The following is a 19658-nucleotide window of genomic DNA, read 5'->3' on the forward strand; positions in this document are numbered from 1 at the left end:
CGCCGTCAGATGCGTCCGGCTAGCCCACAAACATCGGGCAACCTCATGCATAAGTGCAGAACGCTTCGGCCTTAGGGCGCAGTCACCGACAGCAGCTACACCTGCTGCGCTGCGGCATACTCGTGCGTCCATCACGGGAGCCTTCGATGCCGCGGGTATTCAACTTCAGTGCGGGCCCTGCAACCCTGCCCGAACCGGTGCTGCAGCAGGCGCGCGACGAGCTGCTCGACTGGAACGGCATGGGCGCGTCGATCATCGAGATCAGCCACCGCGGCCCCGAGTTCATGCGCGTTGCGGCGCAAGCCGAAGCGGACCTGCGCGAGCTGATCTCGATTCCGGACGACTACGCAGTGCTGTTTCTCGCCGGCGGTGCAACGACCGCACAGGCGCTGATCGCACTGAACTTCGCCGACCCGGGCCAGGCGGTGGATTACGTGCTGAGCGGGCATTGGAGCAAGACCGCCCTCAAGCAGGTGCGCCCGTATGTCGACCCGCGGATCGCGGCGACCAGCGAGGAGTCCGGCTTTCGCGACGTCCCACCGCCGTCCAGCTGGACTCTGTCGCCTGACGCGGCATACGTGCATTACACGGCGAACGAGACGATCCATGGCGTCGAGTTCCATGACGTGCCCGACGTGGACGGCGCGGCACTGATCGGTGATTTCAGCTCGTCGATCGCGTCAGCCCCGCTCGACGTGTCGCGCTTCGGTGTGCTCTACGCGGGCGCGCAGAAGAACCTGGGCCCGGTTGGCGTGAGCGTGCTGATCATCCGTCGCGACCTGCTCGAACGCAGCGGCCAGCCGCGCGCGGAGATCCTCGACTACCGCGCGCATGTGCGGGGCGAATCGATGCTCAATACGCCACCGACCTGGAACTGGTACCTCGCCGGCCTTGTATTCCGCTGGATGCTCGACGAGGGCGGCGTGGAGGAGTTCGCACGGCGCAATGCGCGAAAGGCTGCGCTGCTCTACCAGGCGATCGACGGATCAGGCGGTTTCTATCGCAACGAAGTCGCCTTCGGGGCGCGTTCGCGCATGAACGTTCCGTTTTTCCTGCACGACGACGTGCTGAATGCCGCGTTTCTGTCGGAGTCCAAGGCAGCCGGCCTGCTCGCATTGAAGGGCCATCGCGTGCTCGGTGGCATGCGTGCGTCGATCTACAACGCCATGCCGGAGGCGGGCGTACAGGCACTCGTCGACTTCATGGGCGATTTCGCACGGAGGCACGGCTGAAATGGCTGACAAGATCGTGCCTGCGCTGATCCCCGAAGCGGGCGATGGCGACTCATCCGCGGTCGATCTGTCGGAGCTCCGTGAGCGCATCGATGGAATCGACCGGCACATCCAGCAGTTGATCGCCGAACGTGCCCGTTTCGCCGGGCAGGTCGGCCGTGCGAAGGGCAAGCTCGCCGCCGCAGTCGATTACTACCGGCCCGAACGCGAGGCGCAGGTACTGCGCCGAGTGGTCGACCGCAACGAAGGGCCGCTCAGCGACGAAGTGCTCGTGCGGCTGTTCCGCGAGATCATGTCCGCCTGCCTGGCACAGCAGGAGCCGTTGAAGATCGGCTTCCTCGGGCCCGAGGGGACGCATTCGCAGCAGGCGGTATTCAAACACTTCGGTCACTCGATCCATGGCCTGCCGCTGTCGAGCATCGAAGAGGTGTTCCAGGAGGTCGAGAGCGGAAGTGCGGACTTCGGCATTGTGCCGGTCGAGAACTCGACGCAGGGCACGATCCAGTCGACGCTCGACATGTTCCTGACCTCGTCGCTGAAAATCTGCGGCGAGGTGGAGTTGAGGATTCACCAGCATCTGCTCTCGCGTGGCGGGCGCATCGAGGACATCGAGCGCGTGTACTCGCATCCGCAGTCGTTCGCACAGTGCAAGGCCTGGCTGCGCCAGTACTTGCCGAAGGCGGAGACCATCCCGGTGGCCAGCAACGCCGAGGCCGCTCGCCGCGCACGCAGCGCGGACGACGCCGCCGCAATCGCGGGCGCCAGCGCGGCGAACGTCTACGGGCTGAAGATCGTGGCGGGGCCGATCGAGGACCGGCCCGACAACACGACGCGCTTCCTGGTGCTCGGACGCGAGCTGTTTCCGACGTCGGGTAACGACCGTACGTCCCTGCTGGTCTTCATCAACGATCAGCCGGGTGCGCTGCACCACGTGCTTGCACCGTTCGCGCGCCACGGCCTCAGCATGAATCGCATCGAGTCCAGGCCCGGCCACACCGGCCGTTGGCAGTACGCGTTCTTCATCGATGTGAGCGGCCACGTGGACGAGGACGCGATGCGTGCCGCGATCGACGAGCTCGCCGCGTTTGCACGCGAAGTGAAAGTGCTCGGTTCCTATCCGGTGGCGATCGCATGAGCGCAGTCGGGCGGGGCGGCGCAACCGGCTCCGATGCGCAGCAGGTCGGGTTCGACGAAGCGTGGTTCGCCGAGCGCGCGCAGCCGGCGATTCGTCATCTGCGCGCCTACGACCCCGGACACGACCTGGTCGCGTTGCGCCAGCGCTTCGGTGAGGCCGCGCTGGTGGAGCTGGGCTCGAACGAAAACCCTTACGGACCGTCGCCTGCTGCACGCGATGCGATCGTTAGCGAGTTGAGCTCGCTGCATCGGTATCCGGACCCGCGTGGTGGCGCGCTGAAGCGTGCGCTGGCCGGGCGGCACGGGATCGGTGTCGACAACATTCTGCTCGGCAATGGCTCGCACGAGCTGCTGATGCAGCTTGCACAGGTGTTCGCCGGGCCCGGCGATGAGGTGGTGTTTTCGCAGTACGGATTCGCCGTTTTCGCAATTGCGACGCAGGCGGCCGGCGCCACCTCTCGCGTCGTCCCGGCGCTTCCGCTCGACGCCGGGATGCCCTTGGGCCATGACCTCGATGCGATAGCGCAGACGATTACGCCCGCGACGCGGCTGGTGTACCTGGCCAACCCGAACAATCCCACCGGCACCTGGTTCGCGCGCGAGCGCTTTGCAACGTTTCTGCAGGGCGTGCCTGCGCACGTGATCGTCGTGATGGACGAGGCCTACGCGGAGATGGCCGATACCGGAGCCGCGACCGACGCACGTCCGCTGCTGGCCAGACACCCGAACCTTGTCATCACCCGCACTTTCAGCAAGGGCTACGGACTGGCAGGGCTTCGCGTTGGGTACCTGCTTGCAGCGCCTGGCCTGGTCGCGGTCATGGAGCGCGTGCGCGAGAGCTTTAACGTCAGCGGGCCGGCACTCGCCGCTTGCGAAGCGGCACTTGCCGACGAGGCGCACCTCCAAGGGACATGCGCGCGCAACGCGGAGCAACGCGCGCAGCTGGCTGAAGCGCTGGCCTCGCGTGGGCTGCGGGTGCTTCCGTCGCAGACGAACTTTCTGCTGGTGGAGTTCGGCGACGACACGGCCCGCATCGAATCCGCGCTGCTCGAGCGCGGCGTCGTGCTGCGGCCGATGCGCGGCTATGGGCTCCACCGTTACTCGCGCATCAGCGTGGGTAACAGCGAGGACAACCGGCGCCTGCTGGCGGCGCTGGACGAGGTGCTGGCATGAGTCGTGACTGGATCGCGCGGCCCGGTTCGCCGCTGCAAGGGCGCGTGCGCGTGCCGGGTGACAAGTCGATCTCGCACCGTGCCGTCATGCTCGGCGCGCTCGCCGAGGGCACCACGCACGTGCGTGGCTTCCTCGAAGGCGAAGACACACGTGCGACTGCGAAGGTGTTCGAGCAGCTCGGCGTGTCCGTCGAGGCGCCCAGCGAAAGCGAACGCGTCATCCGGGGTGTGGGCCTGCAAGGGCTGCGCGGCGCGACCGGCCCGCTCGACTGCGGTAATGCCGGCACTGGCATGCGGCTGCTCGCCGGCGTGCTCGCTGGGCAGGCGTTCGGCAGCACGCTGACCGGTGATGCTTCGCTGTCCAAGCGGCCGATGAAACGAGTGATCGAGCCGCTGGAGCGGATGGGGGCATCGGTCACTTCGCAGGAGGGGCTGCCTCCGCTGCACATTGCCGGCGGGCAGGCGCTGCGCGGCATCGATTACGTGCTTCCGGTCGCAAGCGCGCAGGTTAAGTCCGCGGTTCTGCTGGCGGGGCTGTATGCCGATGGCGTCACCCGCGTGACCGAGCCGCATCCCACCCGCGACTACACCGAGCGCATGCTGGCAGCGTTCGGCTGGCCGATCGAGTTCCGTCCCGGTTTCGCCGAGCTTTCCGGTGGCCACCGGCTGACCGGTACCGAAGTCGACGTGCCCGCGGACTTTTCGTCGGCGGCGTTCTTCCTCGTGGCTGCCAGCGTCATTCCCGGCTCTGAGCTGTGCATCGAGGCGGTCGGCATGAATCCCCGCCGCACCGGTTTGCTAGCCGCGTTGCGCGCGATGGGCGCGGACATCACCGAGCGTGCGGCTCGCGAGCAGGGCGGCGAGCCCGTCGCCGATCTGCTCGTCCGGTATGCGCCGCTTCACGGCATTGAAGTGCCGGTCGAGCTCGTGCCCGACATGATCGACGAGTTTCCCGCGTTGTTCGTCGCCGCGGCCTGCGCAAGCGGCCGGACGGTCGTGCGCGGCGCAGCCGAACTGCGCGTCAAGGAATCCGATCGCATCGCGACGATGGCGACGGGGCTGCGCGCACTCGGCGTCTCGATCGAAGAGACGCCTGACGGGGCCGTGATCGAGGGCGGCGTGATCCGGGGCGGGCGGGTTGATAGCCACGGTGACCATCGCATCGCGATGAGCCTGGCCATTGCCGCGCAGCGCGCTTCACAGGAAGTGCGGATCGGCGATGTGGCGAATGTCGCGACCTCGTTCCCGGGCTTCGTGGGCTTGGCGCAGCGGTGCGGGTTCGCGCTGGATCATGTCGAGGGCTGATGCAGCGCGCGGCGGTACTGTCAGAACTTACGGTTAGCGTCTGACGTCGCCCGGTCCGCGTTTGGATCGCGCGCGCCTGTGTGTCCTTCTCAGCTGATGCCCGACGGGCGCCACGTCTGCCAATAGTTGCGCATCCGGCGCTCAAATGCGGCCGGTTTCTCGCAGTAGAGCCTGCTTGCAAGGCGTATGGCGTCGCGCTCCAGCTCCCGCGACCGCGCTTCCATGATCGGCATCAGCTGGGCGGAAGCCAGCGTGATGCTCGCCCCGGGCGCGTGGTCGCGCAGGGCGCTCGCGAGCATCGCGTAGTCGTGGTGCTCGCCCAGGATGTCGCCGAGGCAGCGCGCCTCACGCGCCCAGGCCGCGAGCGGGCCTGGCCATGCACCGCGTAGCAGTTCGAGCTGAAACCGGTGGTATTTCACATGCTTGCGGAGCTCATGAAGGCGGCCGGGGGTGGGGCGCGCGCGAGCCCGCTTGAGTGCGTCCCGGCCCGTGCGGAACGTACGTAGTAGCCCGGGCGCGATCGCATCGAACCGGTCCGATTGCAACGTCCAGTCCGGCACCCGCTCCAGCTGCTGTTGCAGCGCACCGACAACTTGGGCCACCGCGCGCTGCTGCTCCGCAGGCCCGCCTGCCGCGGCTCGGCTGCTGTCCAGCCACGCGCGAATCTCCTTGATGTCGGTGGGGCTGCCGCGCGCCTCATCCAGCGCAACGAGGCGATCGAGCGCTTCGATACATGCATCCGCGTCGCGCATGGGTGCTACGAGCCGCGCGGCGTCGCGCAGCGCCCGCTGTTCCTCGTGGTAGGCGCCGAACGAGCCGCGCACCAGCCTCAGTAGCCCGCGCATGCGCTTGCATCGCTTCCGGAGCGCGTGGGGTGTTTTCGTGGCGGCGTCGTGGCCCGCACCAGATTGGATCGCCGCGGCCAGCTGCTCGGCGGCGATGCGGCGAAGGCCCTCCTCGAGGCCCTCGGACTCGAGCAGCCGAAAGCTCATCACGGGTGCCCCGCGCGGCCTGACCGTGGGACGCGCGCATCGGCGCCCAGCGCCTCGCAACGCTGCCGCGGAGCAAGCGCCTTCATTCGCGCGTGAACTCGATCGGCACGACGATTGTCCCCACCGTCGGGCGGCCGTTCTCGTGTGCGGGGCGGAAACGCCAACGGCGCACGGCGTCCAGCGCAGCGCGGTCCAGGTCGCGCGAGCCACTGCCGCCGACGAGGCTGACGGAGGTCGGCACGCCATCGGGCCCGATCTCCGCACGCACATTCACCACGCCCTGTTCGCCACGGCGCAACGCGCGTACCGGATACCGGGGCGCTGGTGACTGCTCCGGAATGCGCTCCGGTTCGACAACGCTGCGCGCCGTCGCCCTGGGTGCAGCCGGGCGGGGCACGGCTGGCGGAGGGGGCGGGGCGGTTTCGACCAGGCGCGAACCGTCGCCCTCCAGCGGCGCATCGGCGGGCGGGCGCGACAGGCCGACGCTGTCGCTGCCTCCGGGAAGCGGCGTCGGCAGCGGCGCGTACTCCGGCGTTTCCGCCTCCGGCGCGCTTTGTCCGGCGCGGAAGAAATCGTCGTCGTCCTTGCGCATGAGCATCACGAGAAACAGCACGATGCCGAGCGCGAACGCTGCTGCGGCCCAGAGCAGCGGGCGGCGTAGGCGCCTCGCGGCGGGCTCGCGAGAAGCGGGTGGGGGAGGCGCATCGCCGGTTCGGGATTGCATGTCGGGCTCCTTCATATGCGCCTGCATCCTGCCGCGTCCGTTGTATACGCGTCGAAAACCGCCCCGGAACGCACGAGGCTGCGATAATCGCCCGCTCCCCACGTCGGCCCGACCCATGCTCGATCCTTCCGTGCTGCGCCAGAACCCCGCCGAAATCGCCGAGCGCCTGCAGGCCACCCGCGGGTATTCGCTCGATGCCGCCGCACTCGAATCGCTGGAGTCCGAACGCAAGCAGATCCAGGTGCGCACGCAGGAGCTGCAGAACCTGCGCAATACACGCAGCAAGGCGATCGGTCAGGCGAAGGCGAAAGGTGAGGACGTCTCGGCGTTGCTCGCGGAAGTCGCGGGCTTCGGCGACGAGCTGAAGGCGAGCGAGGCCCGCCTCGATTCCATCCGCAATGAAATCGAATCGATCGTGCTCGGCATCCCGAACCTGCCGCATGAATCGGTGCCGCTGGGTCAGGACGAGAGCGACAACGTCGAGCAGCACCGCTGGGGCACGCCGCGCGAGTTCGATTTCGAAGTGCGCGACCACGTCGAGCTCGGTGCACGCAACGGCTGGCTTGACGGTGACACGGCCGCCAAGCTGTCGGGGGCGCGCTTTACTGTGCTGCGTGGTGGACTGGCGCGGCTGCATCGCGCACTGGCGCAGTTCATGCTCGACCTGCACAGCGGCGAACACGGATATCTGGAAACGAACGTCCCGCTGATCGTCAATGCCGACAGCATGCGCGGCACCGGACAGCTGCCGAAGTTCGAGGACGATCTTTTCACGACGGAGGTCGGCGAAACGCGCCGCTATCTGATTCCGACATCTGAAGTGCCTCTGACGAACACGGTTCGCGACACCATCGTCGAAGCGGGTGCGTTGCCGCTGCGGATGACCGCGCATTCGATGTGCTTCCGCGCCGAAGCCGGTGCGCATGGGCGCGACACGCGCGGCATGATCCGCCAGCACCAGTTCGAGAAGGTCGAGCTGGTGACGATCGCCGCACCCGAGCACAGCGACGACGAGCACGAACGCATGACGCGCTGCGCCGAGGTCGTGCTCGAGCGCCTGGGCCTGCCGTACCGCCGCATGCTGCTGTGCACCGGCGACATGGGGTTCGCCGCCGCGAAGACGTTCGATCTGGAAGTCTGGTTGCCGTCCCAGCAGACCTACCGCGAGATTTCTTCGTGCTCGAACTGCGAAGCATTCCAGGCGCGCCGGATGCAGGCCCGCTGGCGCAATCCGGAAACCGGCAAGCCAGAACTCGTGCACACGCTCAACGGCTCGGGCGTCGCGGTCGGCCGCGCGCTGATCGCGGTGATGGAGAACTACCAGAACGCCGACGGCTCGATCAGCGTGCCCGACGTGCTGAAGCCGTACATGGGCGGAATCGAAACGCTGAGCTGACGCGTGGCCGGTCCGGCGGCCGGTTCAGGACCGTCGGACGCTGGATCCGCGTCAGGCCGCGATGCGCAGTACGCCGCGGGCCGCTTCGATCGCGGCGGCGATTGCATCGTCGCGGTGCCGGGTGAGAACGCCACCCCTTCGGCACGGACGAACTCGACGTCCTGGACGCCCAGAAAGCTGAATGCCTGCGACAGGTAAGGCTCGACGAAATCGGTCGGGGCGCCGGCGTGGGTTCCACCGCTCGCGCTGGCCACGATGACGCGCTTTCCGCCAACCAGGCCCTGCGGACCGTCTGCGGTGTAGCGGAAGGTGCGCCCGGCGACCGCGATCCGGTCGATCCATGCCTTGAGGGTCGAAGGAACGCCGAAGTTGTACATCGGCGCCCCAAGCACAATCACATCGGCCTCAAGGAACTGCCTAAGCACGTGCTCGGCTGACGCTGCGGCTTCGGGGTCCGCCATCGACACAGACGACAGCTGCGGAATCGGGGCCCGGTCGAGGTCGCGGTACTCGACCGACGCTTTGGGATAGGCCGCGCGCAGCTGGTCGACAACGTGCGCTGTCAGCAGGCGGGAGACGGAGTTCTGGCCCAGTACGCTGGAGTCGATGTGCAGGAGCTTCATGAAGGTTCCATCGGGGTTCGAAGATGAAACCAACGTAGGGCGTTGCACAGGTGAGATAAACCTGCTGAAATGCCACGGATCGTTGCGGTGTGGAAACAGTGATGTATGACCTGAATGACCTCTATTACTTCGCGGTGGTTGTCGACCATTCCGGGTTCGCGGCCGCCGAGCGCGCCCTTGGGATCCCGAAATCACGCCTGAGCCGCCGGATCAGCCAGCTCGAGACCGACCTCGGGGTGCGGCTGCTGCAGCGTTCGACGCGCAGGTTCGCGGTCACCGAAGTCGGCAACAGCGTCTACCGCCACGCGCAGTCCATGCTTGCCGAGGCCCAGGCGGCGCGGGAAGTCGTGGACCGCCTGAGTGCCGAACCTCGTGGGGTGGTGCGCGTCAGCGTGCCTGTCAGCATTGCCCAGCAGCAGATGGCGCGGCTGCTTCCCGAGTTCCTGGCGCTGTATCCGCAGGTCCGCGTGCAGTTGACTGTGAGCAATCGCCGCGTCGACATCATCAATGAAGGCGTGGACGTCGCACTGCGGGTACGCACGAAGCTCGATGATGACGGCAGCCTGGTGATGCGAAGCTTCGGCCAGGTCCAGCAGTTGCTGGTCGCGAGCCCCGCATACCTGAAACGCGCGGGTCATCCGCAGTCGCCCGAGGACTTGACCTCGCACGTAACGCTCAGCATCAGCGAGGAAGACGCCCGCCAGCGTTGGGAGCTTCATGGTCCCGACGGCGAAGTACGCAGAATCGACCTCACGCCCCGCGTGATGGGCTTCGATTTCCCGATGCTGATGTCGCTCGCCGAGCAGGGCATTGGCATCACGCTGCTGCCTGAAACCGTCTGCGCCGAGGCGGTGCGGAAGGGCGAGCTGGTGGTTGTGCTGCCGCAGTGGCGTCTGCCGCAGGGCATTTTCCACGCCGTGTTCGCTTCGCGTCGCGGGCTGCTGCCGGCGGTGCGCGTATTCATCGACTTCCTAGCTGAGAAGGCGCCAGCGCTGGTCGAAGACGCCCGGCTGAGCTGCTCGGAGATCCACGGGCGCCCGTGCACCGAACTGGAGCTGGCGCGCGCATAGCTGCCAGCCCCGACGGCATGCGAGAATGCCCGCCGCTTCGGAGAGATGGCCGAGTGGTTTAAGGCAGCGGTCTTGAAAACCGCCGTGGTAGCGATACCACCGTGGGTTCGAATCCCACTCTCTCCGCCACCCCCGAAGATTTCTCGCCTGACTTGGCCGCCCGCTGATTGCGGCCGTGCTAGCCGGGGCGTAGCCTGCGGTCGGGGAAACTCACCAGGGAAGGTGGACGATGACGATCCGCGTATTCATCGTGGACGACCACGCGCTCGTGCGCGCCGGTATGCGGATGATTCTTTCCGCCGAGGTCGATATCGAAGTGGTCGGGGAGGCCGACAGTGGCGAGGCCGCGCTGCCCGCCATACGACGCCTGCAGCCCGACATCGTGCTGTGCGACCTGCACTTGCCAGGGGTGAGCGGGCTCGAGGTCACGGAGCGAATCGTGCGCGGACAGGCAGGGACGCGCGTCATCGCCGTATCTGTGCTCGAGGACGGGCCGCTGCCACGGCGGTTGCTTGAAGCCGGAGCATCGGGCTATGTCGGCAAGGGCGGTGACCCGGCCGAACTCGTGCGTGCGGTGCGGGACGTCGCCCGCGGTAAGCGCTACCTCGCCAGCGGCATCGCGCAGCATCTCGCGCTGGCCGGGATCGGCGGCGAGACATCGCCTTTCGATGAGCTGTCACCGCGGGAGCTGGAAATTGCCCTGCTGCTCGTGCAGGGCCGGCGCCAGGAGGAAATCGCGCGTCGCCTGAGCCTCAGCGCCAAGACCGTCAATACGCACAAGAGCCGTCTGTTCGAGAAGCTCGGCATTGTCGACACAATCGCGCTCGCACGTATGGTGCGGCAGTACGGCCTAGCGGATCCCGCCTGCGCGCTCTAGGTCGAGGTCGCCGCTCCGGTCAGCAATTCCAACAAAAAGGCCGCGATCGCTCGCGGCCTTTTCGTATCAACCTATCGGTCAGCGCCTCAAGGCGTCCTGACCTTCAGTTGCCGCTTCGACCGGCGAGGGGGTTGATCCGGCGTCCACGGGCGCGGCCGTCAGGGCACCTGTCGGAGCTGGCGTGCCCTCGGGGCCTGCGACTTCTGCCGCTGCCATCCCGTCGTTGGCCGCGTCCAGCGTGGCGGCGTCTACAAAGGAGGGATCAACCGCTGCGGCAACGTCTGTGTCGGTAGCCGCCACTGGCGCGGGGCTCGCCACCGGCGTCGTTTCGACCGCTGACGCATTGCCGGCTGTCGAAGGAGCAGTCTCCTCCACTGCCGGCTGCGGCGCGGAGGCCATGGCGGCGCTCGCACTGCTCTCGACAGTCGAGGATTCGCCCGCGGCCTGGCCTGCTTCACCGACCGCATCCGCAGCCACTTCGGCGGGCGACATCGGTAGTGCGTCGCTAGACGCCGGAGCTTCGGCGGTCGCCTCTGGACGAACCGGTTCCGCTGCGGCGTGCGCCGCGGCGGCCGACTCTGCTGCCACGGCGGCAGGTTGAGCAGGCGCGGCCGGGCGGGCCTTGATCGACGGCAGTTCCTCGAAATCGAACTCCGGCTGCGACTGGTGCCCGTGAGCCGCGACTGCATCGCTGTCGTTGTCGGCTTCGTCGTGTTCGCCTGCGAGCAGGTCGTCGTTGTCGGCGTCCTCGACCGCAGCACCATCGGCCATCGCACCCTCACCATTGCCGCGACGACGGCGGCGACCACCACGGCGGCCACGGCGTCGCCGTCCACCGGCTTCACCGGACTCGGCCGACGCGTCCTGGCTGGCTCCCGCTTCGGTCGTCGCGGCGCGCGTCGCCTCGTCCCCAAGCGTCGCGGCTGCGGCAGCTGCCTCGCTTGCGTCAACGACGGGAGCAGGTGCCGTGTCAACGGCGGAAGGCTTCATGACCTCCGCAGCTTCGACGGCCGGCTTGGTGCTGGGCTGCGGGGCGAGGTCGCTGCGAGGCGCTTCAGTCTTCTGCGGCTCAGTCTTCTGTGCCTCGGGCTTCGACGCCGATTGCCTCGGCTCGCGCGGGGGCTTCGGCTGCTGTGCCTGCTGCTGTTGTGGCTGCGTCTGGCGCTCTTCCGCCGCGGGTTTCGGCGCACGCGGCTGCTGCGGGCCGCCCTGCTTGCCGTTCGCCGGCTTCGCCGCTGGCTGCGATTGCTGACGAACCTGCTGGCCATTCGTGCTGGGCTTGGCGGGTGCGTCACGGTGCGCTTCGTCGCGACGGCCCTGCTTGGCCGGGCGCCCGTCACGGCGCTGCTGCCCGTTCCGGTCGCCACGGTCGCGCCCGTTCCGGTCGCCACGGTCGCGCCCGTCGCGGGCGGTCGAGGGCGCAGCCGCGGGTGCCGCCGGCTGACTGCCGCGGAAGTAGCGCAGGATCCGCTCGACCAGACCCACCGAATGCGTCGGCGTTGCGACCGGAGCCGGCGCGGGCGCTGCGGCGACCGGCATGACCTCACGTGGCTCGCGCAGTGGCGCCGGCTGGGTCGGCTTGACGTTCGTGACGGCAGGCGGCGGCGGAACGTTGAGGTTCGCCTTGGTCAGCGCATGCGTCGGCAGCTTGCGCGGCGTCCCGCGCTGGTAGCTCGGCTTACTGGTTTCTTCGCCGAGCTCGTTTTCGCGGATGCGCGTGACTTCGAAGTGCGGTGTGTGCAGCTGCTCGTCACCGACGATCACGATCGGCGCGTCATGGCGCTTCTCGATCTCACTCAGCGCACGGCGCTTTTCGTTCAAGAGGTAGTTCGCGATCTCGACCGGTGCCTGGACCAGCACCTGACCGGTGTTGTCCTTCATCGCATGCTCTTCGGCCAGCCGCAGGATCGATAGCGAAAGCGACTCGACCGAGCGCATGCGGCCGTGGCCGTCGCAACGCGGGCAGACCAGCTGGCTCGACTCGCCGAGGCTCGGGCGTAGGCGCTGGCGGCTCATTTCGAGCAGACCGAAGCGCGAGATGCGACCGAGCTGCACGCGTGCCCGGTCGGACTTCAGCGCGTTCTGCAGACGGTTCTCGACCTCGCGCTGGTGCTTGCTCGAGTTCATGTCGATGAAGTCGATCACGACCAGACCGCCGAGGTCGCGCAGGCGCATCTGGCGAGCGACTTCTTCAGCCGCTTCCAGGTTCGTGTTGAACGCGGTTTCCTCGATGTCGCCGCCCTTGGTGGCGCGCGCCGAGTTCACATCGACCGCGGTCAGCGCTTCGGTCTGGTCGATGACCAATGCGCCGCCGGACGGCAGACGGACCGTGCGCTCGTAGGCGTTCTCGATCTGCGACTCGATCTGGAAGCGATTGAACAGCGGGGTGTCGTCGGTGTAGTGCTTGAGCTTGCGCAGGTTGTGCGGCATTACCTGCTCAACGAATTCCTTCGCCTCTTCATACATCTCGGGCGTATCGACGAGGATCTCGCCGATGTCCGGGCGCATGTAATCGCGCAGTGCGCGGATGATCAGGCGCGATTCCTGGTAGACGAGGAACGGTACCTTGCGCTCCTTGTCGAGCGCGGCTTCGGCGATCGCACGCCACACGCTGACGAGGTAGTCCAGGTCCCACTGGAGTTCTTCCGCGTCGCGGCCGACGCCGGCGGTGCGGATGATCACGCCCATCTCCGGCGGGATGTTGAGGCTGTCCATCGCCTTCTTGAGCTCGGCGCGGTCATCACCTTCGATGCGGCGCGAAACACCGCCGGCGGTCGGCGAGTTCGGCATCAGCACCATGTAGCGGCCGGCGAGCGAGATGAACGTCGTCAGCGCCGCGCCCTTGTTACCGCGCTCTTCCTTGTCGACCTGGACGACGACTTCCTGGCCTTCTCGCAGCAGCTCCTTCAGGCCGGCCTTGTTAGGGTCGACGCCGGGCTGGAAGTAATCGCGGGAGATTTCCTTGAGCGGAAGGAAGCCGTGCCGCTCGCCACCGTATTCGACGAACGCCGCTTCGAGCGAGGGTTCGAGGCGGGTAATGCGGCCCTTGTAGATGTTGGACTTCTTCTGTTCCTTCGACGGCTGTTCGATGTCGATGTCGTACAGGTTCTGCCCATCGACGATCGCGACGCGTAGCTCTTCGGCCTGCGTCGCATTGATCAGCATGCGCTTCATTGTTGCGTTCCTCGCGCGCTCTACCGCGCGGAACGCCGGGGCGTTTCGCTTCTGGAAACTAAAGGGTCCATCGACGCGACACGGGGCGAGTTCGCCGCATCGCGTGCGCCGTCGGAACCTCCACTACCAGCGCTTCAACACCACGGCATGCCGCGGGAGCGCTTGTTCATTGTGATCCGTGTTTACGGGCCGGCGGCAGCCACAGCGAAAGCTGGAGCGCCGCGCGGGGCGTGTTCATCTCGGTGGTTTGACCCGCCGGGCCAGAACCGGTTCCGCCAGGCCGTCGCTGCTAACATGGCTGCCCCGCGGGCAGTGGTCAGGCGCGGACCGGAATCGCAGGAATGGCTTTCGGCCGACAACTTCCTGCGAAATCAAAACCTTATCTCGCGTCGCGAGTGTAACAGAAACCCCAGGTAATGACCCATTCAGCTCCCCCCGGTTCCGGTGGCGGCGCGCGCACCGTGCGCGTGCCCGACGACCGCGATGGCCAACGGCTCGACAACTTCCTGCTGGGCCAGCTGAAGGGGGCGCCGCGCTCGCTCGTCTACAAGCTGGTTCGCTCCGGCCAGGTGCGCGTCAACGGCGGTCGCGCCAAGGCCGAACGCAAGCTCGCGGGGGGCGATGAGGTGCGGATTCCGCCGGTCCGGCTGGCGGAGGAGGGCGCGAAGACGGCTCCGCCAGCCGGCTTCATGGCGGCGCTGGACGCCGCAATCGTCTTTGAGGACGCCCGTCTGCTGGCACTCAACAAGCCGTCGGGCGTAGCCAGCCACGGCGGCAGCGGGATCAGCTTCGGTGCTATCGAGACGCTGCGGGCGCTGCGTCCCAACCAGACGCTCGAGCTCGTACACCGGCTCGACCGGGACACGTCGGGGCTGCTAGTAGTCGCCAAGAAGCGTTCGGCGCTGACCGAGCTGCAGGCGCTGATGCGCGAGGACGGTGGGATCGCGAAGCGCTACCTCGCGTTGTTGACGGGTCGGATGCCCGATGGCGTGATGACCGTCGATGCGCCTTTGCACATCGGCCTGAGGCAGGGCGGCGAGCGACACGTCCAGGTCAACCCCGGCGGCAAGGCATCCGTGAGTCATTTCCGCGCGCTCGAGCGGCGCGGTGGGCAGTCGTACTGCGAGATCCGTATCGAAACCGGGCGCACCCACCAGATTCGCGTGCACGCGCAGCACATCGGCCATCCGGTCGCCGGGGACGACAAGTACGGCGACCCGGAAGCGAACCGGCGCCTGCGGGAACAGGCCGGGCTCAAGCGGATGTTCCTGCATGCCTCGACGCTGGAGTTCGCGCTGAACGGCGGGCAGGCGCCTTACCTGCTCAATGCGCCGCTGGCGCCGGAGCTCGTGGACGCACTCGACCGGCTCGCCTGAGCTCAAGTTATGGCGTCGCCGGCCGATCTGGGCTGCATCCCTCCCATGGCGCACGTCAATCAGGCATGGCCGAGCTCAAGCTCGCTGAACTCATCGGCTCACTGAGCCACGCGCTGGACCTCACCGAGGGACAGCCGGAGGGGCACTGCGTGCGCTGCTGCTGGATCGGCATGCACGTCGGCCGCCAGCTCGGGCTGGATGACCGGGCGCTGTGGTCCCTCTACTACACGCTGCTGCTGAAGGATCTGGGCTGCAGCAGCAACGCCGCGCGCATCTGCGAGCTGTACCTGGCGGACGATCGTGCGTTCAAGCACGACTTCAAGCTCGTCGGCACCCGGTCGTCCGACGTGCTCGCGTTCGTTGCGACGCGCACGGGCGCCCACGCGGGGTGGCGCCAGCGCCTGTCGGCGCTTGCCCACATCATGCGCAACGGCGATGCGATCGCCCAGGAGCTTATCCAGACGCGCTGCAGCCGCGGCGCGGACATCGCGCGGCGACTGCGGTTCCCCGAAGACGTCGCGCAGGGCATCCACGCGCTCGACGAGCACCATGACGGCAGCGGCCGCCCCGACGGCCTTCGCGGCGAGGCAATTCCACTCGCGGCGCGGATTGCGCTGCTCGCCCAGGTCGTGGACGTGTTCCAGTTCTCGGGTGGTCCGGACGCCGCGGTCGCGGAAGTGCGGGCGAGGTCGGGGCGCTGGTTCGACCCGGCGGTGGTCGCCGCGTTCGAGGCGGTCGCGCGCAATCAGGAGTTCTGGCGCGTGCTCGCCGAAGGGCGCGCCGAGCAGGCGATCCTCGCGCTCGAGCCCGCAGGGCACAGCGTGCCGCTGGACGACGACTACCTTGACGCGATTGCCGAGGCGTTTGGCGCCGTGGTGGATGCGAAGAGCCCGTACACCGCCGGCCACAGCGAACGGGTCGGCCACTACACCGACGTGCTGGCGCAGCGCCTTGGTCTGGCGGATGAGCGACGGCGGTGGCTGCGCCGCGCCGCGGTGCTGCACGACGTCGGCAAGCTCGGCGTCAGCAATACCGTGCTCGACAAGCCGGGCAAGCTCGATGCCGATGAGTGGGTTGCAGTGCAGCAGCACGCAGCGTTCACCGAGCAGATCCTCGGGCGCATCTCCCATTTCGCCGAGCTCGCTCGCGTCTCCGCGGCGCATCACGAAAAGCTCGACGGCACCGGCTACCCGCGCGGGCTGCGCGGCGCCGAAATCGCGCTCGAGACGCGGATCATCACGACGGCCGACATCTTCGACGCGATCACTGCTGAGCGCCCATATCGCAAGGCGACGCCGATCGACGAAGCGCTCGCGATCATGCGGGCGCACGTCGGAACCGCGATCGACCCCGACTGTTTCGCGGCACTCGAAGCCGTCGCGCGGGGTTAGGCGTCAGCCCTGTTCGCCGCGGGCGCGCTTCTCGTCGAGCACGAAACAGCGGTCGGGCCTGACAGTCGGTGGCGTAAACGTGATCGGCACCTGGATTGGCGTCGAAACCGGGCGGCCGCCCAACGTCGCTGGCGTGAACTGCCACCCACGAACGGCCTCGACCGCCGCCGCGTCGAGCGCTTCCTGCCCGCTGCCGCTCTGGACGCGAATGCTGGTCGGTTTGCCCTCGACGCCGACGTCAATCAGCAGAATCGTCTTTCCGCCGACGCTATCGCAGGCCAGGGATTCGGGATACGCCGGCGGTGGCGTGACACGCGCCAGCGGCTGTGTGCGGGGAATCGGCGCACGCGGTGGCGGAGCTTCGCCGCAACCCGCAAGGACGAGCAGGGCGACTGACGCTCCGGTCCAGAAGGCTCCGGCGGGCTTCGCGCTCATGGGCTTACTCTCCGACCAGGCGCTCGGCTTTCGCGGCGCAGATGAAATCGTTCTCGCTCAGCCCGTCCACGTCATGCGTCGAATAGCGCACGACGCAGCGGTTGTAGTGCACGCCGAGATCAGGATGGTGGTCTTCGCGGTGAGCCATATAGGCCAGAGCGTTAACGAATGCCATCGTCCGATAGTAGTCGGGGAACGTGAACGTCTTGACCAGCGCACGCCCCTGTTCGGCGAGTTCCCAGCCGGCCACGTCGGGCAACAGCTCGCGGATCCGCGCTTCACTCAGGCGGTGCTCGCTGCCGCGCCGGGCGATGCAGTGGGCATCGGCAAGGGGAATGAGGTCGTTCATGGCGAATCCTTTGCAGGCGGGGGATCGACTGAACCATCCGCATCGAGGCCGGCCGATCAGGATGCAGGCGCGGTCGTGCGATGGCGTCGCCGCTAGAATAGCCGGATGATCAATATTTCCGAATCCGCGCAGGCGCACTTCCGTCGCCTGATCGAACGCGAAGCGCTGCCCGGCCTGGGCGTCAGGCTTTCAGCAGTGAACGCCGGAACGTCCAAGGCCGACGTGCGCCTTGAGTTTGCCGAGCCCGCCGACCTGGTCGGCGACGAGTGGGCGATCGACTGCGAAGGCTTCACGCTCTGGCTCGACGCGGCGAGCGTGCGTTACCTCGACGGCGCCGAAATCGATTTCGAAACCCGCGCCACCGGCGGCCAGTTGCAGATCCGTGCGCCGAAGATCAAGGGCGAAACGCCCTCAGCGTCCGCCTCGCTGGTCGAACGCGTGCAGTGGGTCGTCGAACACGAGGTCAATCCGCAACTGGCTCAGCATCGCGGGCATGTATCCGTGCAGGAAGTGACCGCCGAGGGTGTCGTCGTGTTGCGCTTCGGCGGCGGCTGCCACGGATGTGGCATGGCCGACGTTACGCTCAAGCAGGGCATCGAGAAGACGCTTCTCGAAAAGGTGCCAGGCGTGACCGCAGTGCGTGACGCGACGGACCACGACACCGGCGCCGCGCCTTACATGCGCCGCGATTCGGTGGCCTGAGCACGCCGCGGCGTTGTCGATGCGCTCGGCCGCCGATTTCATCCAGATCCTGCAGCGGCGCGCGCAGCTGCAGGCACATCGACTACCGCCTCCGGGCGAGTTTCCGAGTGGCTGGAGTCAGTGGTTTGCCGCAATGGAGCTCAGGCCGGGGCAGGTCACCGGCGCGCCCGCTGATGACATCGTCGAACATCTTGCGGCGCGCGCTCCGGCTGCACCGCCGCCGCGCGCGGCGGCGGTGAACCGGTGGCAGGCCTTCGCTTCGCTGTGGCGCCAGCAATGGCAGCCGGCCGATGTGGAAGATCGTCGGGTTCGCATGTTCGCCGCGACGTCGAGCCTGCTGTGGCACGTGCTCGTCGGCGCCACGCTGCTGTGGCTGATGTACGCGCAATTCCTTGTTCCGGCGCCGTCGCAGGGCGAGACCGTCGTGCAAGTCGAATACATAGGTGTGGGAGCGCCCGAGGAAACGGGTGGTGGCGAGCCTTCACCCACCCCGGACCCAGGCGCTGCAGCGGAGCCGGCGGCGGCCGTCGAGCCCGCAGCCGTCGTGCCGCCCGCGATCGCGGTCCAGCCCCCTGACGTGTCGCCACGGGGACTCGAGGCGACGCTGCCGGACGTGCCGCAACGGGATGTTCCCGAGCCGGTCACCCCGTCGGTTGCGGTCGAGCAGCCGGTCGCCGTGAGCGAGCCGACGCCAACCAGCGAGCCCGATGCATTCGTGCTGCCGCCCCCACGGCCACGCGTGGCCGAGGTGCAGCTCGCGACGCCCGAGCTACAGGCGCCGGTGCGTGAGTTGCAGGCAGTGGAGGTGCCCGAGCCGGTGCAGCCGATCCAGCGTTCGCTTCCGCAGGTTAATGTCGCGCCCCGGCCCGTCGAGGCACGAATGCCCGAGGTCACTGTTCGCGAGGTGCCGACGCCGCTGCAGCCACCGCCCGTGCGGGAGGTGCCGACACCAGCGCTGGCCGTGCCGCGCCTGCCTGAAGTCCGGGCAGCGGTGCGCGAGCGATCCGTCGCCGCGCCGAAGCCCGCGGCTGCCGTGGCGTCCGCCGCACCAGGCCGGCCCGCGGATGCGCGCCCTGCAGTCGCCGCCAGCGCGCCTGCAGCGATCGACGCTGCAAGCCCGGCGCAGCGGACGCCAACCGCGGCGTCGCCCGGTGCCGGTCCGAACGCCGCGCCAGCGCCCGGTGCTTGGCCGTCGCCGCGCAGGTCCGACGACTGGGGTGACTCCGCCCGCAACCTTCCGGGCGCTCAGGCCGGGCAAGGGCCCGGTCTGTTCGACAGCGACGGGTCGGTGCGTGTTGTCGAAGCGCCCGGGTCGGCATCGCCTGGTCAGCCGCCGGGTACCGTCACTCAGGAAATCGCGAGCCTCGACCGCGCCGGAACCTGGCTCAAGCGCAAGCCCACCGATTTCGAAGCGAGCACGTTCGATCGCTACTGGCGGCCGCACGAAACGCTGCTGCAGGAGTGGGTGCGCAAGAGCATCAAGCGGGTGCTGATCCCGATCCCGGGGTCGACCAAGAGCCTCGTTTGCGACGTGTCGCTGCTCGCACTTGGTGGCGGCTGCGGGATCAGCGATCCGAACCTCAACGAACAGCCGGCAACCGCGCGGCCGCCGCCGGATATCCCTTTCAAGCCGCATCTGCAGGAAGACAACGGCAGTGTAAAACCGGCCGGCTGAGTTCGGTTGCAGCTACGCCGCAGTTCCTGGA

The 19658-nt window shown here is 67.8% G+C and carries 16 protein-coding genes, 1 tRNA gene and 1 pseudogene; 12 read left to right on the plus strand and 6 right to left on the minus strand.

The window, feature by feature from the left end:
* The first annotated feature begins 146 nt into the window (after window positions 1-146).
* The 4 genes from serC to aroA are packed head-to-tail and all read left to right on the plus strand — an operon-like array spanning window position 147 to window position 4843.
* Window positions 147-1232: a 3-phosphoserine/phosphohydroxythreonine transaminase gene (gene serC, locus ACFFGH_RS07720; RefSeq protein ID WP_386666628.1), complete on the plus strand. Its 1086-nt coding sequence runs from the start codon at window positions 147-149 to the stop codon at window positions 1230-1232.
* Window position 1233: 1 nt separating this feature from the next.
* On the plus strand, window positions 1234-2367 hold the full coding sequence (pheA, locus tag ACFFGH_RS07725) for a prephenate dehydratase (protein WP_386666631.1): 1134 nt from the start codon (window positions 1234-1236) through the stop codon (window positions 2365-2367).
* Window positions 2364-3539 carry a histidinol-phosphate transaminase gene (gene hisC, locus ACFFGH_RS07730; RefSeq protein ID WP_386666634.1) on the plus strand — a complete coding sequence of 392 codons (1176 nt, stop codon included), beginning with the start codon at window positions 2364-2366 and terminating at the stop codon, window positions 3537-3539. The genes pheA and hisC overlap by 4 nt, the downstream gene beginning before the upstream one ends.
* Window positions 3536-4843, plus strand: a complete 1308-nt coding sequence (gene aroA / locus ACFFGH_RS07735; RefSeq protein ID WP_386666636.1) for a 3-phosphoshikimate 1-carboxyvinyltransferase — start codon at window positions 3536-3538, stop codon at window positions 4841-4843. Before hisC ends, aroA begins: the two co-directional genes overlap by 4 nt.
* Window positions 4844-4932: 89 nt before the next feature.
* Here the strand turns inward: aroA and ACFFGH_RS07740 are convergent, their stop codons facing one another.
* On the minus strand, window positions 4933-5835 hold the full coding sequence (locus ACFFGH_RS07740; RefSeq protein ID WP_386666639.1) for a CHAD domain-containing protein: 903 nt from the start codon (window positions 5833-5835) through the stop codon (window positions 4933-4935).
* A gap of 82 nt (window positions 5836-5917) precedes the next feature.
* On the minus strand, window positions 5918-6559 hold the full coding sequence (locus tag ACFFGH_RS07745; protein WP_386666642.1) for an energy transducer TonB: 642 nt from the start codon (window positions 6557-6559) through the stop codon (window positions 5918-5920).
* A 115-nt stretch (window positions 6560-6674) separates the two neighbouring features.
* Here ACFFGH_RS07745 and serS point away from each other — a divergent pair, with 115 nt between their 5' ends.
* Window positions 6675-7955 carry a serine--tRNA ligase gene (serS, locus tag ACFFGH_RS07750; protein ID WP_386666645.1) on the plus strand — a complete coding sequence of 427 codons (1281 nt, stop codon included), beginning with the start codon at window positions 6675-6677 and terminating at the stop codon, window positions 7953-7955.
* A gap of 51 nt (window positions 7956-8006) precedes the next feature.
* Here serS and ACFFGH_RS07755 read toward each other — a convergent pair.
* Window positions 8007-8578: pseudogene (locus ACFFGH_RS07755) on the minus strand (FMN-dependent NADH-azoreductase).
* Window positions 8579-8679: 101 nt separating this feature from the next.
* Here ACFFGH_RS07755 and ACFFGH_RS07760 point away from each other — a divergent pair.
* The 3 genes from ACFFGH_RS07760 (at window position 8680) to ACFFGH_RS07770 (ending at window position 10525) form a co-directional block, all read left to right on the plus strand.
* Window positions 8680-9648 (plus strand): LysR family transcriptional regulator, encoded by a 969-nt coding sequence (locus ACFFGH_RS07760; protein WP_386666647.1) that lies wholly within the window; start codon window positions 8680-8682, stop codon window positions 9646-9648.
* A gap of 39 nt (window positions 9649-9687) precedes the next feature.
* Window positions 9688-9777: transfer RNA gene (locus ACFFGH_RS07765), tRNA-Ser, on the plus strand.
* Window positions 9778-9877: 100 nt separating this feature from the next.
* Window positions 9878-10525: a response regulator gene (locus ACFFGH_RS07770; RefSeq protein ID WP_386666650.1), complete on the plus strand. Its 648-nt coding sequence runs from the start codon at window positions 9878-9880 to the stop codon at window positions 10523-10525.
* 78 nt (window positions 10526-10603) lie between these two features.
* Here the strand turns inward: ACFFGH_RS07770 and ACFFGH_RS07775 are convergent, their stop codons facing one another.
* Window positions 10604-13699, minus strand: coding sequence for a ribonuclease E/G (locus tag ACFFGH_RS07775; protein WP_386666652.1), 3096 nt, complete (start codon window positions 13697-13699; stop codon window positions 10604-10606).
* 416 nt (window positions 13700-14115) lie between these two features.
* On the opposite strand from ACFFGH_RS07775, the gene ACFFGH_RS07780 reads away from it, so the two are divergent.
* The gene (locus tag ACFFGH_RS07780) at window positions 14116-15075 is read left to right on the plus strand and encodes an RluA family pseudouridine synthase (RefSeq protein ID WP_386666655.1); all 960 of its coding nucleotides are present in this window, start codon (window positions 14116-14118) and stop codon (window positions 15073-15075) included.
* Between the two features lie 65 nt (window positions 15076-15140).
* Complete coding sequence (locus ACFFGH_RS07785; RefSeq protein WP_386666656.1) at window positions 15141-16466, plus strand: HD-GYP domain-containing protein; 1326 nt, start codon at window positions 15141-15143, stop codon at window positions 16464-16466.
* Between the two features lie 3 nt (window positions 16467-16469).
* On the opposite strand, the gene ACFFGH_RS07790 is transcribed toward ACFFGH_RS07785, so the two are convergent.
* Window positions 16470-16901, minus strand: coding sequence for an energy transducer TonB (locus ACFFGH_RS07790; RefSeq protein ID WP_386666659.1), 432 nt, complete (start codon window positions 16899-16901; stop codon window positions 16470-16472).
* 4 nt (window positions 16902-16905) lie between these two features.
* On the minus strand, window positions 16906-17250 hold the full coding sequence (locus ACFFGH_RS07795; RefSeq protein WP_386666661.1) for a 4a-hydroxytetrahydrobiopterin dehydratase: 345 nt from the start codon (window positions 17248-17250) through the stop codon (window positions 16906-16908).
* 105 nt (window positions 17251-17355) lie between these two features.
* On the opposite strand from ACFFGH_RS07795, the gene ACFFGH_RS07800 reads away from it, so the two are divergent.
* Together ACFFGH_RS07800 and ACFFGH_RS07805 are read left to right on the plus strand one after the other, a co-directional pair.
* Window positions 17356-17952, plus strand: coding sequence for an NfuA family Fe-S biogenesis protein (locus tag ACFFGH_RS07800; RefSeq protein WP_386666663.1), 597 nt, complete (start codon window positions 17356-17358; stop codon window positions 17950-17952).
* 19 nt (window positions 17953-17971) lie between these two features.
* Window positions 17972-19627 carry a hypothetical protein gene (locus ACFFGH_RS07805; RefSeq protein ID WP_386666666.1) on the plus strand — a complete coding sequence of 552 codons (1656 nt, stop codon included), beginning with the start codon at window positions 17972-17974 and terminating at the stop codon, window positions 19625-19627.
* Window positions 19628-19658: the final 31 nt, after the last annotated feature.

This window comes from Lysobacter korlensis, assembly GCF_042434515.1.

What these genes read in the sequence shown, in the direction of transcription:
- serC (WP_386666628.1), top strand. Translation starts at nt 147, where the DNA reads ATGCCGCGGGTATTCAACTTCAGTGCGGGCCCTGCAACCCTGCCCGAA.
- pheA (WP_386666631.1), top strand. Translation starts at nt 1,234, where the DNA reads ATGGCTGACAAGATCGTGCCTGCGCTGATCCCCGAAGCGGGCGATGGC.
- hisC (WP_386666634.1), top strand. Translation starts at nt 2,364, where the DNA reads ATGAGCGCAGTCGGGCGGGGCGGCGCAACCGGCTCCGATGCGCAGCAG.
- aroA (WP_386666636.1), top strand. Translation starts at nt 3,536, where the DNA reads ATGAGTCGTGACTGGATCGCGCGGCCCGGTTCGCCGCTGCAAGGGCGC.
- ACFFGH_RS07740 (WP_386666639.1), bottom strand. Translation starts at nt 5,835, where the DNA reads ATGAGCTTTCGGCTGCTCGAGTCCGAGGGCCTCGAGGAGGGCCTTCGC.
- ACFFGH_RS07745 (WP_386666642.1), bottom strand. Translation starts at nt 6,559, where the DNA reads ATGCAATCCCGAACCGGCGATGCGCCTCCCCCACCCGCTTCTCGCGAG.
- serS (WP_386666645.1), top strand. Translation starts at nt 6,675, where the DNA reads ATGCTCGATCCTTCCGTGCTGCGCCAGAACCCCGCCGAAATCGCCGAG.
- ACFFGH_RS07760 (WP_386666647.1), top strand. Translation starts at nt 8,680, where the DNA reads ATGTATGACCTGAATGACCTCTATTACTTCGCGGTGGTTGTCGACCAT.
- ACFFGH_RS07770 (WP_386666650.1), top strand. Translation starts at nt 9,878, where the DNA reads ATGACGATCCGCGTATTCATCGTGGACGACCACGCGCTCGTGCGCGCC.
- ACFFGH_RS07775 (WP_386666652.1), bottom strand. Translation starts at nt 13,699, where the DNA reads ATGAAGCGCATGCTGATCAATGCGACGCAGGCCGAAGAGCTACGCGTC.
- ACFFGH_RS07780 (WP_386666655.1), top strand. Translation starts at nt 14,116, where the DNA reads ATGACCCATTCAGCTCCCCCCGGTTCCGGTGGCGGCGCGCGCACCGTG.
- ACFFGH_RS07785 (WP_386666656.1), top strand. Translation starts at nt 15,141, where the DNA reads ATGGCCGAGCTCAAGCTCGCTGAACTCATCGGCTCACTGAGCCACGCG.
- ACFFGH_RS07790 (WP_386666659.1), bottom strand. Translation starts at nt 16,901, where the DNA reads ATGAGCGCGAAGCCCGCCGGAGCCTTCTGGACCGGAGCGTCAGTCGCC.
- ACFFGH_RS07795 (WP_386666661.1), bottom strand. Translation starts at nt 17,250, where the DNA reads ATGAACGACCTCATTCCCCTTGCCGATGCCCACTGCATCGCCCGGCGC.
- ACFFGH_RS07800 (WP_386666663.1), top strand. Translation starts at nt 17,356, where the DNA reads ATGATCAATATTTCCGAATCCGCGCAGGCGCACTTCCGTCGCCTGATC.
- ACFFGH_RS07805 (WP_386666666.1), top strand. Translation starts at nt 17,972, where the DNA reads ATGCGCTCGGCCGCCGATTTCATCCAGATCCTGCAGCGGCGCGCGCAG.